This window comes from Streptomyces sp. NPDC101219, assembly GCF_044767675.1.
In the GTDB taxonomy this organism is placed as follows: Bacteria; Actinomycetota; Actinomycetes; order Streptomycetales; family Streptomycetaceae; genus Streptomyces.
In genome coordinates, this window is the sequence record NZ_JBIWOK010000003.1 from 1 (window position 1) to 13943 (window position 13943).

General features: G+C 70.9%; 15 protein-coding genes. 7 read left to right on the forward strand and 8 right to left on the reverse strand.

The genetic code is table 11. The annotated features are described in order from the left end of the window. Positions 1 to 203 precede the first annotated feature (203 nt). Complete coding sequence (locus tag ACIRPP_RS06085) at positions 204 to 728, forward strand: GNAT family N-acetyltransferase (protein ID WP_403638370.1); 525 nt, start codon at positions 204 to 206, stop codon at positions 726 to 728. A 16-nt stretch (positions 729 to 744) separates the two neighbouring features. On the opposite strand, the gene ACIRPP_RS06090 is transcribed toward ACIRPP_RS06085, so the two are convergent. From ACIRPP_RS06090 to ACIRPP_RS06115, 6 genes are all read right to left on the reverse strand, one after another. Then, positions 745 to 2253 (reverse strand): type VI secretion protein, encoded by a 1509-nt coding sequence (locus ACIRPP_RS06090; protein WP_403638372.1) that lies wholly within the window; start codon positions 2251 to 2253, stop codon positions 745 to 747. Between the two features lie 24 nt (positions 2254 to 2277). Next, positions 2278 to 3687: an ATP-binding protein gene (locus ACIRPP_RS06095; RefSeq protein ID WP_164344421.1), complete on the reverse strand. Its 1410-nt coding sequence runs from the start codon at positions 3685 to 3687 to the stop codon at positions 2278 to 2280. A gap of 12 nt (positions 3688 to 3699) precedes the next feature. Then, entirely contained in the window at positions 3700 to 5256 is a 1557-nt protein-coding gene (locus ACIRPP_RS06100) for an SCO6880 family protein (protein ID WP_403638374.1), read from the reverse strand. Next, positions 5253 to 6587 (reverse strand): hypothetical protein, encoded by a 1335-nt coding sequence (locus ACIRPP_RS06105; protein ID WP_403638376.1) that lies wholly within the window; start codon positions 6585 to 6587, stop codon positions 5253 to 5255. The genes ACIRPP_RS06100 and ACIRPP_RS06105 overlap by 4 nt, the downstream gene beginning before the upstream one ends. Then, a complete protein-coding gene (locus ACIRPP_RS06110; RefSeq protein ID WP_403638378.1) occupies positions 6577 to 7410 on the reverse strand; it encodes a hypothetical protein in 834 nt (277 codons plus the stop codon). Before ACIRPP_RS06110 ends, ACIRPP_RS06105 begins: the two co-directional genes overlap by 11 nt. 199 nt (positions 7411 to 7609) lie before the next feature. Further along, positions 7610 to 7918 carry a hypothetical protein gene (locus ACIRPP_RS06115; RefSeq protein WP_006136301.1) on the reverse strand — a complete coding sequence of 103 codons (309 nt, stop codon included), beginning with the start codon at positions 7916 to 7918 and terminating at the stop codon, positions 7610 to 7612. 344 nt (positions 7919 to 8262) lie between these two features. On the opposite strand from ACIRPP_RS06115, the gene ACIRPP_RS06120 reads away from it, so the two are divergent. The 3 genes from ACIRPP_RS06120 to ygiD all read left to right on the forward strand — a co-directional run bounded on the left by ACIRPP_RS06120 (position 8263) and on the right by ygiD (position 11154). Further along, complete coding sequence (locus ACIRPP_RS06120) at positions 8263 to 9210, forward strand: NlpC/P60 family protein (protein ID WP_403639149.1); 948 nt, start codon at positions 8263 to 8265, stop codon at positions 9208 to 9210. A 205-nt stretch (positions 9211 to 9415) separates the two neighbouring features. After that, on the forward strand, positions 9416 to 10120 hold the full coding sequence (locus ACIRPP_RS06125) for a phosphatase PAP2 family protein (protein WP_403638379.1): 705 nt from the start codon (positions 9416 to 9418) through the stop codon (positions 10118 to 10120). Between the two features lie 140 nt (positions 10121 to 10260). After that, positions 10261 to 11154: a 4,5-DOPA dioxygenase extradiol gene (gene ygiD / locus ACIRPP_RS06130; protein ID WP_403638381.1), complete on the forward strand. Its 894-nt coding sequence runs from the start codon at positions 10261 to 10263 to the stop codon at positions 11152 to 11154. A gap of 79 nt (positions 11155 to 11233) precedes the next feature. Here the strand turns inward: ygiD and ACIRPP_RS06135 are convergent, their stop codons facing one another. Then, the gene (locus ACIRPP_RS06135) at positions 11234 to 11404 is read right to left on the reverse strand and encodes a hypothetical protein (RefSeq protein ID WP_203609718.1); all 171 of its coding nucleotides are present in this window, start codon (positions 11402 to 11404) and stop codon (positions 11234 to 11236) included. 105 nt (positions 11405 to 11509) lie between these two features. On the opposite strand from ACIRPP_RS06135, the gene ACIRPP_RS06140 reads away from it, so the two are divergent. Next, positions 11510 to 12355: a hypothetical protein gene (locus ACIRPP_RS06140; protein ID WP_403638383.1), complete on the forward strand. Its 846-nt coding sequence runs from the start codon at positions 11510 to 11512 to the stop codon at positions 12353 to 12355. 103 nt (positions 12356 to 12458) lie between these two features. After that, on the forward strand, positions 12459 to 12659 hold the full coding sequence (locus ACIRPP_RS06145; protein WP_403638384.1) for a hypothetical protein: 201 nt from the start codon (positions 12459 to 12461) through the stop codon (positions 12657 to 12659). A gap of 39 nt (positions 12660 to 12698) precedes the next feature. On the opposite strand, the gene ACIRPP_RS06150 is transcribed toward ACIRPP_RS06145, so the two are convergent. Beyond that, positions 12699 to 13061: a metal-sensitive transcriptional regulator gene (locus ACIRPP_RS06150; protein WP_403638386.1), complete on the reverse strand. Its 363-nt coding sequence runs from the start codon at positions 13059 to 13061 to the stop codon at positions 12699 to 12701. A 260-nt stretch (positions 13062 to 13321) separates the two neighbouring features. Between ACIRPP_RS06150 and ACIRPP_RS06155 the strand changes: the two genes are divergently transcribed. Then, entirely contained in the window at positions 13322 to 13942 is a 621-nt protein-coding gene (locus tag ACIRPP_RS06155; RefSeq protein ID WP_164333498.1) for a DUF47 domain-containing protein, read from the forward strand. Position 13943 lies beyond the last annotated feature (1 nt).

The following is a 13943-nucleotide window of genomic DNA, read 5'->3' on the forward strand; positions in this document are numbered from 1 at the left end:
TACAGCGCCGATGGTACTGCAGGGGGGACCCTGTGGGAGAGTAGGACGCCGCCGAACAAATTGTGGGGAAGCCCCCGTGTCTGATGACACGGGGGTTTTCTGCGTTGTGGTGGTTTACCGTGGCGGTCATGAATGCCTCGCCCGTCGAAGACCCTGAAGGCCCTGAAGGTTCTGAAGGTTCTGAAGACCCAGTCGTCCGCCCCGTGTTGGCCCACGAATGGTCCAAGGTGAGGGAGCTGCGGCTCACCGCGCTCCGCGACCCCGTGGCGCACCTCGCCTTCCTGGAGACCTACGAGGAAGCCGCGGCCCAGCCCGACACCTTCTGGCGCGACCGCACCGCGAACGCCGCACAAGAGGCGGGCACGTCCCGGCAGTTCGTCGCCGAGGCCGGCGACGGCAGCTGGGTCGGGACGGTCTCCGTCCTGATCGAGGTCCCCGGAACGACGGACTGGGCCGGCATGTCCGTGGAGCGGCGGCAGGGACACCTCGTCGGGGTGTATGTCGCGCCCGGACACCGGGGCGGCGGGATGACCGAAGCGCTCTTCGCTGCGGCCCTGACGTGGGCGTGGGGACGCGGGGCGGAGCGGGTGCGGCTCATCGTCCACCCCGACAACGTGCGGGCGTTGGGCTTCTACCGGAAGGCGGGCTTCGCGGAGAGCGGCGTCACCGTGCCCCTGGCCGGCAAGCCCGACGAGCACGAGTGGGAGATGGTGCTGGCGCGGCCCTGAGGCGGCCGGTAGTCCGTCAGACCGGCAGTTCGTCGTGCGGCCAGCGGGCGCGGGCCTGTTCGCGGGAACGCAGGAGGGCCAGGGTCGGCAGGCCCTGCTCCGCACCGGTGGCGAGGAGCTCCGGCAGCAGGGGCAGCGGGGCCACGGCGGCGACGTCGTCGAGGACGAGGGTGAGTGGTGGGTCGAGCCGACCGGAGGATGACCGTGCGGCCATGCGCCGGCCGTGCTCGACCACGCTTGAGGCGAGGGCCGTCAACAGGGGCATGGCCCCTGGGGTGGTGCGGGGGTCCTCGATGCTTTCACCCACCACATACAGCGTGCCCCCTTCAGCGATGAAGGAATCCAGCGCGAGCGCATCATTTCTGTTCGGGGTGCATGCCTCGCGCACATTGACCGTGGACAGGGCGGACAACGCACGGGCCGTCAGCTGCTGTGCCATGTCCCGGCGTTCGGGATGGGCGGTGAGCGCCGCCTCCAGCTCACCCGCGGCGCCGGGCGCCGCCTTCGGGCTGGTGCGCAGGACCCGGACCGCGTCCTGGACCTGGAGGCCCTGGGCCCAGCGGTGCACGTGACGGACCGTGCGGCCGTCCACGGCGGCGGCGTGCACGTAGCTGCGCAGGAGGAGCTCCGCGGTGTCGCTGACCGCCTGGTCGAGCCGTGAGGCCGGGCGGACGGGGGCCAGGAGGGCCGTGGCCCGCGCGGTCGCCGTCGCCTTGTCCTCGCAGCCGCTGGTGGGTGACCAGTGCAGGCGTGCCGGGGTGTCGCAGCGGTGGGTCGGGTCGTAGAGGTGGGTGGGGCCCAGCTTGCCCCGGGCGTCCTTGGTCTCCTCCCAGAGGGCGGGGTGGGAGGTGAGGACGAGGACCGGGCCCTCCGCGTCCCGTACGGCCTGTGCGGCCGTCGTGTGGCGGGTGTCGGGCGGGCCGTAGTGGACGGTGCTCCCGGAGCGGGAGGTGTCCCAGCCGTTGACCGCTGCGGCCGTCGCCGGGGGCGTCGCCGCCACCGGCTCGGCGGGGTCGGGCGCCGGCGGGACGGCGGCTGCCGCAGCGGGCTCCGGCTCGGGTGTTCTCGGGGTCGGCACCTCGTGGACGGGCGGTGTCTGCGTCAGTGGGGGCTCCGGCTCGGCCGGTGCGGGGGCCGCCGCCCGCTCCGCACGGCGCCGGACGCGTCCCGCTCGCCAGCGGGCCACGGTGCCCAGCACGAACACCGTGAGGACCATGAGGATCATCAGCTGGCCGATGAACAGGCCCCAGAACAGTCCGTAGCCCGACAGGGCGCCGGCCGGGGTGTCGGGCCAGGCGCCCGGGAGGTCGTGGGGTTCGGCGATCAGGAAACGCATCGCGAGGGGCGTGCGGGTGAAGGTGACGCCGGACGGCCAGGCGCCGTGGGCGAGGAGGCCCGCGAGGCCGGTGGCCGTCCACACCAGCGTCGTCATGCCGAGCAGGAACCCCAGGATGCCGATCAGCAGCCCGTCGGGGATGCCGCCCCGGCCGTCCGTTCCCTCGCCGTGGCGGTCGTGCGCTCTCACGTGTTTCCTCCCCGCCCGCTGCGGCTACGCCACCGTCGACTCGGAGTCGCCGACGTGCTGCTCGACGAAGGCCGCGGCCCGCTCCTCCGCCTCCAGCTCGGCCGCGCGCAGGGCGTCGTCGGCCAGGTCGCCGGACGATTCGGTCATCGCGCGGTCGGTGAAGACCAGGGGGCGTTCCGTCTCGGTGACCAGGTGTTTGACCACCTGCACGTTGCCGTTGACGTCCCAGACGGCGATGCCGGGGGTGAGTGTCGGGATGATCTCCACGGCCCAGCGGGGCAGGCCGAGGACCCGTCCCGTCGCCCGTGCCTCGTCCGCTTTCTGGGCGTAGATGGTGCGGGTCGAGGCCATCTTCAGGATGGCGGCGGCCTCCTTGGCCGCCGCCCCGTCGACGACGTCGGACAGGTGGTGGACGACCGCGACGAAGGACAGGCCGAGGCGTCGGCCGAACTTCAGCAGGCGCTGGAACAGCTGGGCGACGAAGGGGCTGTTGATGATGTGCCAGGCCTCCTCGACCAGGAAGATGCGCTTCTTCCGGTCGGGGCGGATCCAGGTGTGCTCCAGCCACACGCCGACGATCGCCATGAGGATGGGCATGGCGATGGAGTTGCGGTCGATGTGGGAGAGGTCGAAGACGGTCAGCGGCGCGTCCAGGTCGATGCCGACGGTCGTCGGACCGTCGAACATGCCGCGCAGGTCACCGTCGACCAGGCGGTCCAGGACGAGCGCCACGTCCAGGCCCCAGGCCCGCACGTCGTCTATGGCCACGTTCATCGCCGCCGCCGACTCCGGTTCGGGGTGGCGCAGCTGCTCCACGATGTCGGTGAGCACGGGCTGCCGGTCGAGGATCGTCTCGGTGACGTAGGCGTGGGCGACCTTCAGGGCGAAGCCGGCGCGTTCGTCGAGGCTGTGGCCCATGGCGACCTCGATGATGGTGCGCAGCAGGGCCAGCTGCCCGGTCGTGGTGATCGCCGGGTCGAGCGGGTTGAGCCGGATGCCGTGGTTGAGGGCGGCCGTGGGGTCGAGCCGGATGGGAGTTATGCCGAGTTCCTGCGCGATGAGGTTCCACTCGCCGACGCCGTCCTCGCCCTGCGCGTCCAGGACGACGACCTGACGGTCCCGGAAGCGGAGCTGACGCAGGACGTACGTCTTCTCCAGGGCCGACTTGCCGTTGCCGGACTCGCCGAGCACCAGCCAGTGCGGTGCGGGCAGTTGCTGGCCGTAGAGCTGGAAGGGGTCGTAGATGTAGCCCTTGCCGGAGTAGACCTCGCGGCCGATGATGACGCCGGAGTCCCCGAGACCGGGCGCGGCGGTGGGCAGGTAGACGGCCTGCGCCTGGCCCGTGGAGGTGCGCACCGGCAGCCGGGTCGTCTCGACCTTCCCGAAGAGGAAGGACGTGAAGGCGTCGGTGACGACGGACAGCGGATCCCGCATCGGACTCAGCCCCTACCTTCGAATGCCGGTGGCGAACGGGAGTGTGTTCACGAAGGCGCGGTGGTGCTCGCGGTCGCACCACTCGAGTTTGAGGTACGACTTGCCGGCCGACGCCCTTATCGTCCGCTTGTCGCGGGCCAGGGCCTCGGGTGAGCGGGAGGAGACGGTGATGTAGCCGACCAGGTTGACCCCGGCCGCGCCGCTGGCGAGGTCCTCGCCGCGCTGGTCGAGGCGGCTGTGGGCGGCGATGTCGCGCGGGTCGACGGTGCGGTTCATCTTGGCGGCGCGGGACGCCTCGGCGTCGTCGTTGGTCTTCTCCGTCAGCATGCGTTCGATGGCGACCTCGGTGGGTTCGAGGTCCATGGTGACGGCGACCGTGCGGATCACGTCGGGGGTGTGGACGAGGAGCGGCGCGAGGAAGTTGACGCCCACCGGCGTCATGGGCCATTCCTTCACCCAGGCCGTGGCGTGGCACCAGGGGGCGCGGGTGGCGGACTCGCGGGTCTTGGCCTGGAGGTAGGTGGGTTCCGTGGCGTCCAGTTCGGCCGGCCAGGCGTTGCGCTTCGTCATCGCCTGGATGTGGTCGATCGGGTGGTCCGGGTCGTACATGGAGTGGATCAGCGAGGACAGTCTGCTCTGGCCGAGCGGCTGCCGGACGCGGATGTCGGCCTCCTGGAGGCGGGAGCAGATGTCGGTGAGCTCGCGGGCCATCACGACGGCCAGGCCGGCGTCCCGGTCGACCTTGCGGCCCTGGGTGCGTACGGCCCGTGCCATGGCGTTGGCCTCGGCGGCCAGGTCGCGGGTGTAGTGCATGCAGGCGACGAGGTAGGCGCGGTGCTGCTCGCTGCTGGTGGACACCATCGACTGGAGCTGGTCGTACGACTGCTGCAGCCATGGCAGGGCCCGGTCGTCGCCGCGGACGGCGACGTCCTTGGCGTGGGCGTCCGGGTCGGCGGGCAGGGTGCGGGCCAGCATCTGGAGGCGGGTGACGAAGCCGTCGCCGTTGGCGACGTGCTTCAGCAGGGTGCCGAACCGGTCGACCAGGGCCTCCTGGTCCTCGGAGTCGCGCAGGCCGACGCCCGGGCCCTCGATCTCGATGGCGGCGGTGACCGTCTTACGGTCGGCGTGCAGCAGGACGGCGATCTCGTCCGGGCCGAACGGCGCGGCGAGCCAGGTGATCCGGCCGATGCCGGGCGGCGGCCCGACCTCCACCTCGCGTCCGTCGAGGCGGGTGCCGGCCTCGACGACCGGGGAGCGGTAGGTGGCGGTGTTGCGCAGGGTGCGCTTGTAGCTGCGGTTGATCTCGAACCACTTGTAGAAGGTGCGGCCCTTGAACGGCACGTACACGGCCGACAGGGCGAGCATCGGCAGCCCGGCGAGCAGCACGATCCGCACGGACAGGACGGGGACGAGGAGCCCGCACATCATGCCGAGGAACGCGCCCAGGACGATGAGCGCGATCTCGCCGGTCTCGCGGTTGCGGCCGATGATCGCGTTCGGCCGGGCGCGGCCGATCAGATATGTACGGCGGGGCGTGACCGGATGGGACACGTGGGACTCGGTCGTCAACGCCCTTCACCTCCCGTGCGGTTGGTACTGCTGTTGCGGGTGTTGCCGGCGTGCGGTGTGTTGACCGGGCTGGCGGCGCGCGGGGCGGGTGCGGCGGAGGGGACAGATCCGCCGCCGTTCGCCGGGCGCGAGCTGTGGGCGGCCACGCCGCCGGAGGCGGGGTTGGACGGGCGGGGGCCGGAGGACTGGCCGCCGCCCGCGTCGTGGCCGGCGCGGGTGCTGTGGGTCTTGATGCCCTGGGCGACCAGGGTCGCGGGCGAGCTGATGACCGCGGCGGCCTTGCCCTCGGCGCCCTGCATGATGCGGTTGTTGCGGGAGCCCGCGATGTCGTCGCCGAAGCCGGGGACGAAGCGGTAGATCATCGCGGACGCGAAGATCGCGAGCAGGATGATGGCCAGGCCGGAGACGACCGCGGAGAACGCGTCGGGTCCCTCGTCGGCGGACAGGGCCCCGGCGAGACCCAGCACTATGACGATGACCGGCTTCACCAGGATCACGGCGATCATGATCCCGGCCCAGCGGCGGACGTGGCCCCACAGGTTCTTGTCGACGAGGCCCGCGTACACGACGGTGCCGAGCAGGGCGCCGACGTACAGCAGGGCGGCCCGGATGACGAGCTCCAGCCACAGCACGCCGGCGGCGATGATCGACACCAGCGACACGACGATCAGCATGATCGGGCCGCCGCCGATGTTCTCGCCCTTCTCCAGGGCGCCGGAGAAGGTGCCGAAGAAGGTGTCCGTCTGGTCGCCGGTCGCCTTCGCGAGCACGTCGGTGACGCCGTCGGTGGCCGAGACGACGGTGTAGAGGATCAGCGGGGTGAACGCCGAGGCGAGCACCGTGAGCCACAGGAACCCTATGGCTTCGGAGAGGGCGGTGGTGAGGGGGACACCTCGCACCGCCCGCTTGGCGACGGCCAGCAGCCACAGCAGCAGGGTGAGGATCGTCGACGCGGCGAACACGACGGCGTACTGCTGGAGGAACCTGGGGTTGGTGAAGTCGACGTTGGCGGTCTCCTGGACGGCCGCGCTGAGCTGCTTGATCGTCCAGGATGCGGCGTCGGCGCAGCCCTGGGCGAGGGAGGCGAGGGGGTCGAGGGCGGAGGTGGGGGAGTCTAGGCGGTTGGCTCCGCCGCCGCCCTCGCCTTCGCGTCCGCGCTCGCAGTACTTCCTGGCCGGTCCGGCGATCAGCGAGCAGGGGTCGTCGCTCTCCGACGGGGTGGGGCTGGGCGTCGGGGCCGCCAACGCGCGTGAGGCCAGCAGGACGGCCGATGCCTGGAAGGCGGCCACGAAGCCCGTCGCTTTGAGCACGAGAAGGCGGTTACCGGGCATAGGTGAACCCTCCGTACTCCTGGACGGCCTTGCTGATCTCTTCGGCTCCCGAGACCGGGTTGTCTCCGGCGACGGGGGTGGGGCCGGTCTTCTGGCTGGTCTCGAGAACCTTCCAGTCGTCCCCGCTCCAGTGCAGCTTCACGGTCACGGTGAACCAACTGCTGGTCACCGGGTTCGTCGACTTCTCTCCGGCGAGGCCGAACAAACCCTGGCACCAGACCTCGACGGTGGCCGCGTCGTCCGCGTAGGCGGTCACCTTGGTGCCCACGGGGAGCGTGCGGTTGACGAACGTGCTGCCCGCTGGGGCCTTGCCGTCCTTGGTGAGTCCGATCGCCGCCAGGAACTCCGCGGTGTAGTCCGCGTCGAAGCCGTTCTGGAGGGTGTCCACCGTGGTCGGATCAGCGATCGCCTGCACGATCTCGTGCCGACGGGGCCTATGGAACATGCCGTCCGAACCGAGTGCCATGGCATAGTTCGCCGCCGCGCTCTCCGCCCCCTGGCGGTCGTGCGCGAACCCCGATGGGATGCCGCCCGTTTTCGTGCCCACCGGCTTCTCCCCCGAGGGTGCTGTCGCCGCCGCCTTGGGGGAGTCGGCCTCCGGGGTGCCGGAGGCCGAGCCGTCTCCGCCGCGGTTCGCGAAGGCGATGGCGGCGATGAGGAGGACCACCACGCCGACCACCGTGACCAGGCTGCGGGACGACGAGCGGCCGGTTCTGCGCGCGCCGCCGTACGGACCGCCGCCCTCGCCCTCGGGCAGGCGGGTCCGGGTCTGGCCCGTGCCACCGTAGCCCTCGGTGGCCTGGTGCTCGTCTCCGAGACTCATGCCGCGTACGCCCCCTCGACGTCGAGCGGAAACACCTCGTACTCCGTGTACTCCTCGTACGACGGTAGCCGTGCTGGTCCCCGCGCGGGCGCGGTGTGGTGACTCGACATCAGGGAAACGCAACCTCAGCCGGTGGGCACGACGGGCGGGTGGGGTGGAGGGGTGCCGGGCGTGCCCGGTGGGGACCGATGGAGCGGTGCTAGACGGCCATGCCGTACACGATGGTGAAGAGGGTGCCGAGTGAGCCGATGATGAACACACCCGTCAGGCCCGCGATGATGAGGCCCTTGCCCTGCTCGGCGCTGAAGGTGTCGCGCAGTGCCGTCGCGCCGATGCGCTGCTTGGCGGCGCCCCAGATGGCGATGCCGAGGCAGATGAGGATGGCGACCGCCATGACCACTTCGATCATGACCTTGGCTTCGTTGCCCAGGCTGCCGAAGGGGCCCCAGTCCGGAGCGATCCCGCCGATAATGGTGTTGATGTCTCCCTCGTCGGCCGCAAAGAGCATGTAAGTCACCGCCCCTGTTGGGTAGTTCCGCACCCTCTGCGGGCATGCAGAGGTCAGGCTTCATTGTCGCCGACAAATGCGCCAACGCATGTCGACTTGGCGTCATTGGCTGGCGTGTTTTGTGTGAATGAAGAGTCGTATCGTCACTCTGTGTATCACGGTATGTTACGCCGGGCAACGAAGCCCGGGTAGGGGTCGGCGGGAGTCCGGCCTTCGAACGGTGCGCGGGGGCCGCCTCTACACTGTCGGCGGCGGTCGGACTCCCTCGGGGTGAAGGGCGGTTGACGGTGCGTAAGGCGTGGGTGGTGGCGGGCGTCGCGCTCAGCTCCGGGCTCGCGTTCGTCATGCTGCTCGTCGTGGGCGTCTACCTCGTCGCCGGGAATCTGGTCAACGGGGTGGGCGGCGGGGCCGCCAAGGCGCTGGCCAAGGGTGCGGTGCCGGCCGCGTACCAGGACCTCGTCGCCAAGTGGGGCAACCTCTGCCCGGCCATCAATCCGGCGCTGCTGGCGGCGCAGCTGTACCAGGAGAGCGGGTTCAATCCGCGGGCGCAGAGCCATGCGGCGGCGCAGGGCATCGCGCAGTTCATCCCGGGGACCTGGGCGACGCACGGCATCGACGGGGACGGGGACGGGGACCGTGACGTGTGGGATCCGGAGGACGCGATCCCGTCGGCGGCGCAGTACGACTGCACCCTGGCGTCCTATGTGAAGGACGTGCCGGGGAATCTGACCGAAAACATGCTGGCCTCCTACAACGCGGGGGCCTATGCGGTGATCAAGTACGGGGGTGTGCCGCCGTACAAGGAGACGCAGAACTACGTCGCCCGGATCACCGCGCTGGAGAAGAGCTTCGCCGCGCCGGTGGGCCGGGTCGACCCCTCGAAGCAGGCCGCGGGGGCCATCGCCTACGCGCAGAAGAAGCTGGGCACGCCGTATCTGTGGGGTGGCAACGGCACCGCTGAGCAGGGCGGACGCTTCGACTGCTCGGGGCTGACGAAGGCCGCGTACGAGAGTGTGGGGATCACGTTGCCGCGGGTGGCGAACGACCAGTACAACGCGGGGCCGCATCCGGAGCGGGATGAGCTGCTCCCGGGTGATCTGGTCTTCTTCTCGGACGACCCGACGGATTCGCGGGCCATCCGGCATGTGGGCATTTATGTCGGTGGTGGGTACATGATCGACGCGCCCCGGCCGGGGGCGGTGATCCGGTTCGACCCGGTCGACACGCCGGACTACTTCGGTGCCACCCGGGTGACCGAAGATGGCGCGAAAGCGCTCCCCACCCCGGCGTGAGCGGAGCGTGAACCCGCCCCCTGAGCTGCGGAGATGAATCTCTCTTCGATAACGTCTGAGTGATCATTCGGTGGAGCGTGGAACGTATGGACGGGGGCCGTGCGTTCCTGTTGGCGTAGCCGGAAGCGGATCTACACACCACGGGGGTGGCAGGAGAGGCGTGCACACCGTGTGCCGCACTACATGACGAAGGGGCCGCAGCACCATGGCTGGACTCGCCGAATCCGGGTCGAACCCCGACGTCGACCTGCTCTACGACATCAACGGCCTGGCCAAGGCCGCCCCGCCGTGGTTCGACCGGGTGATGGAGTTCGTCGGGGAGTACGGGCTGCTGTTCGCCGTGGTCCTGATGGTGCTGTGGTGCTGGTGGGGCGTGCGGCGGCGGGGCGGCGAGGACGCGGCGGTCTCGGTCGCGGCCCTGGTGTGGGCACCGCTCTCGGCGGCCGTGGCGGTCCTGGTCAACGTGCCGATCCGGGGCATCGTCGAGCGGCCCAGACCCTTCCTCGACCATGACGGTCTCGAGGTCCTGGTCTCCGGCAAGACCGACTACTCGTTCGTGAGCGACCACGCCACGCTCAGCATGGCGCTGGCGGTGGGACTGTTCCTGGCCCACCGGAAGTTCGGCCTGGTGGCCATCGTGATGGCCGTGATCGCGGGCTTCTGCCGGGTCTACATGGGCGTGCACTACCCGACGGACGTCATCGGCGGACTCGCGCTCGGTACGGCGGTCGCGCTGCTGCTGTCGCCGGCGGCGATGGCGCTGCTGACGCCGCTGATGCGGGCGATCGAGCGGTCCCCGAGGGCAGGTTGGCTGATCGCGGCGCGCGGCCGGGACGGCGGGCACGACCGGATGACGCCCGGTCCGCACCACGGGTCGTCCGGTCCCGAGGAGCGCGACCTGGCGGCCTGAGCCGTCCGGGCGGGACAACGCCACGCGTCCCCACGGGTGGTGACGTGCCGTCGGGGCGGCCGTGATCGGCAGGTGGCGGGTGACAGGGCCTATGGTCGTCGGTGAAGCAGCCCCGGCGAAGGGAAGCGCCCGTGCACAGCGTGAGCAGTCCGAGCGGTGACAGCGGTCCGGGCGGGGCGGCCGGCACGGTGATGCCGGCCGCGTTCCTCGGCCACGGGAACCCGATGAACGCCCTGGAGCGCAACCGCTACACCGAGGCCTGGCGGCTGTTCGGGGAGTCGGTGCCCAGGCCCCGGGCGATCCTGGTGATCTCCGCGCACTGGTACACCAACGCGACCGCGGTCACCGCGATGCCCCGGCCGCGCACGATCCACGACTTCTACGGCTTCCCGCAGGAGCTGTTCGACGTCCAGTACCCGGCGCCCGGTGCACCCGACGTCGCCGAGCTGGTGGCCGACGTGGTGAAGCCGACCTGGGTGGGGCAGGACATCGACAGCTGGGGCATCGACCACGGCACCTGGTCGGTGCTCGTGCACGCCTTCCCGGACGCGTCGATCCCGGTCGTGCAGCTCTCCCTCAACGCCTTCAAGGACTTCGACCACCACCTGCGCCTGGGCAGCAGGCTGGCGCCGCTGCGGGAGGAGGGGGTGCTGATCATCGGGAGCGGCAACGTCGTCCACAACCTCGGGGCGGTGGACTTCCGGCAGCCGGACGCCGGGTACGACTGGGCGCTGCGCTTCGACGAGGTGGCGCGCGAGCGGCTGGCCAGTGACCCGGCCGGGGTGGCCGCGCTCGACGGGCACCCCGACTTCGGCCGTGCGGTGCCGACGCCGGACCACTACCTGCCGCTGCTGTACATCGCGGGGCTGGCCGACAACCGGCCGCTGGACCTGCTGGTCGACGGGCACGCGGCCGGTTCGATCTCGATGGCGGCCTACACGCTGGGCCTGGACCGCGATCTGAGGGGCGCGGTGGGCGACGAGCCGGCCGCCGATCTCCCCGAGGGTTTCCCGGCGCTCGACGCCAACATCTGAGCCGCCGCGGTCCCCGTTCCGGCGGTCCGGTGGCCCCCGTTCGGGGACCGGTGTCCGCCCGGCGGGGCGGGCCGCCGCGTCACCCTGCCGTGTGCATCTCGGCGTCGGTGCGGGCCCGGCTGCGGGCCCGTCTCGCCGGGCCGCGCCAGCCACAGGTGCAGCGGGCCGCGCAGAAGCGCCCCTGCTCCGCGGTGGTGGTGGTGTGTTCCCTCTGTCCGACGGGTTCGGGCCGGTCCTCCTGCTGCGCCACGCCGACCACGGTACCGGTCGGGCGGCCGCGCGTGACGAGGGCACCTACCGGTCGTTAACCGCAACGACAGCGGCCCGTGGCGGATGGAGCGGGGGTAGGCGGACGATGGCTGGAAGACCACTGCGGGGCGGGCGGGTGCGCCGGGCTGCCGGTGCGCTCGGCACCGTCGGCTGTCTGTGCCTCGGGGCCGCGGGGTGCGCCGAGAGCGGGGCCGCCACGGGCGGTGCCCCCGCCGGGGACCCGGTGACGGTGCTGCACGGCGCGGCCGACGTGCTGGTGGCGGCCGGCAGTGCCAAGGCGCGGACCTCCATGGAGATGGCGAGCGGCGGGACCCGGGTGACCATCCGGGGCGAGGGCGTGTACGACTTCCGGGAGCGGACCGGGCGGCTGAAGGTGCTGCTGCCGCAGGACCCGGCGGGCCAGGAGGTGCGGCGGCCGATCACCGAGCTGCTCGCCCCGGGTGCCCTGTACATGAAGAACCGGGGGGCCGGGGTGCCCGCCGACAAGTGGGTGCGGGTGGACACCGGGACGCTGTCCGACGGCAACCTCGTCACCGGCGGGGCGACCGATCCGCTGGTGGCCGCCGAGGTGCTGCGGGGGACGCGTACGGCCACGTTCGTCGAGCGGACGGAGGTGGCGGGTACGGCGGTGCGCCACTACCGCGGGACGGCGGATCTGGCGGCCGCCGCCCGGGCCGCCTCGGAGGGGAACCGGGGGCCGCTGGGCGCGGCGGCGAAAGGGTTCGCCACGGGGGATGTGCCGTTCGACGTGTATCTGGACGACGAGGGGCGCATCCGCAAGATCCGGCACCGGTTCAGCTTCGTGAACGGGGTGCAGGAGCGGCCGGTGGCGGTGGCGTCCACCACGCTGCTGTTCGGCTTCGGGGCGCCGGCGCGGGTGCGGCTGCCCGCCGCGGGCGACATCTACGCCGGCCGGATCGCCGAGGAGTGACCGGCGGGAACTAGCCCTTACGTGCCATGCGCGGTGCGTAGGCCGCTGCCTACCCTAGGTCCTGTCCGACTGGCCCCGGGACGTCGGTGACGGCAGAGATGAGGTGACGCGCGTGGCTCCCCTCGGGATGGTCCAGGACCATGTGGCTCTCGCCGAGATAGAGCTGTGCGGAGATCTGATCATCGCCGCGTCCGCCGCCGAGGAACGTCTGAGTCTGGAGAGCATCGACGAGGTGCTCCGGGTGGCCGAGGTGCGGGCGGCGGCACGCGAGTCCGGGCGGCGCGGCGGGCCGGGGCGCCGCTGACGCCCCGCCCTGTGCCGCCCTGTCGCGTCGGTCCGGTGGTCAGGTGCGGAGCATGCGGGCGATGGCCTGGGTGGCTTCCTTGACCTTGGCGTCGATCTCGTCGCCGCCCTTGACGGCCGCGTCTGCGACGCAGTGGCGCAGGTGCTCCTCCAGCAGTTGCAGGGCGAAGGACTGCAGTGCCTTGGTGGAGGCGGACACCTGGGTGAGTATGTCGATGCAGTAGACGTCCTCGTCGACCATGCGCTGCAGGCCGCGGATCTGTCCCTCGATGCGGCGCAGGCGTTTGAGGTGTTCCTGCTTCTGGTGGTGGTAGCCGTGGATCCCGCGGTCGTGGTCGGTGACGACGTCCGTCGCCTGAGCCTTGGAGGAGGGCGCTCCGGCGCCGGCCTCGGTGGTCGTCATCGCGTCCTCCTGTGGTGTGCTGCCGGTCGTGGTCCGGTCCTCGGTCCCCTATATACCCCTGGCGGGTATATGGTACCGAATTTTCCTGGGTATAGGCCCAGTGGCCGGTGTCGTGCGCGGCGGCCGGGTACGGACCTCGGACGGCCCCCGTGCGGAGCGCGAAGCCCGATGCGCGACACTGGGGGACGGCCCGTTAGTCGTGGCCGGATGATGCGCCTAGCATCAGCCTGACCGAACCCTCTGCACCCCGAGGACCCCACGTGCGCTTTCGTCTGACCCCCAGGGAGACGAGCTTCTATGACATGTTCGCCGCATCCGCGGACAACATTGTCACGGGCTCCAAACTCCTGATGGAACTGCTCGGGGCGGACTCCTCCGCCCGGGGCGAGATCGCAGAGCGTATGCGGGCCGCGGAACACGCGGGTGACGACGCCACGCACGCGATCTTCCACCAGCTGAACTCCTCGTTCATCACGCCCTTCGACCGCGAGGACATCTACTCCCTCGCCTCGTCCCTCGACGACATCATGGACTTCATGGAGGAGGCCGTCGACCTGGTCGTCCTCTACAAGGTCGAAGAACTGCCCAAGGGCGTCGAGCAGCAGATCGAGGTGCTCGCGCGGGCCGCGGAGCTGACGGCCGAGGCCATGCCGAACCTGCGGACGATGGACAACCTCACCGAGTACTGGATCGAGGTCAACCGCCTGGAGAACCAGGCCGACCAGATCCACCGCAAGCTGCTGGCCCACCTCTTCAACGGCAAGTACGACGCCATCGAGGTGCTGAAGCTGAAGCAGATCGTGGACGTGCTCGAGGAGGCGGCGGACGCCTTCGAGCACGTGGCGAACACGGTGGAGACCATCGCGGTCAAGGAGTCCTGAC

Bases quoted from the DNA above. Each gene is read 5' to 3' on its own strand.
- ACIRPP_RS06095 (WP_164344421.1), bottom strand. From the start codon at position 3,687: ATGCGGGATCCGCTGTCCGTCGTCACCGACGCCTTCACGTCCTTCCTC.
- ACIRPP_RS06105 (WP_403638376.1), bottom strand. From the start codon at position 6,587: ATGCCCGGTAACCGCCTTCTCGTGCTCAAAGCGACGGGCTTCGTGGCC.
- ACIRPP_RS06110 (WP_403638378.1), bottom strand. From the start codon at position 7,410: ATGAGTCTCGGAGACGAGCACCAGGCCACCGAGGGCTACGGTGGCACG.
- ACIRPP_RS06115 (WP_006136301.1), bottom strand. From the start codon at position 7,918: ATGCTCTTTGCGGCCGACGAGGGAGACATCAACACCATTATCGGCGGG.
- ACIRPP_RS06120 (WP_403639149.1), top strand. From the start codon at position 8,263: ATGCTGCTCGTCGTGGGCGTCTACCTCGTCGCCGGGAATCTGGTCAAC.
- ACIRPP_RS06125 (WP_403638379.1), top strand. From the start codon at position 9,416: ATGGCTGGACTCGCCGAATCCGGGTCGAACCCCGACGTCGACCTGCTC.
- ACIRPP_RS06140 (WP_403638383.1), top strand. From the start codon at position 11,510: ATGGCTGGAAGACCACTGCGGGGCGGGCGGGTGCGCCGGGCTGCCGGT.
- ACIRPP_RS06150 (WP_403638386.1), bottom strand. From the start codon at position 13,061: ATGACGACCACCGAGGCCGGCGCCGGAGCGCCCTCCTCCAAGGCTCAG.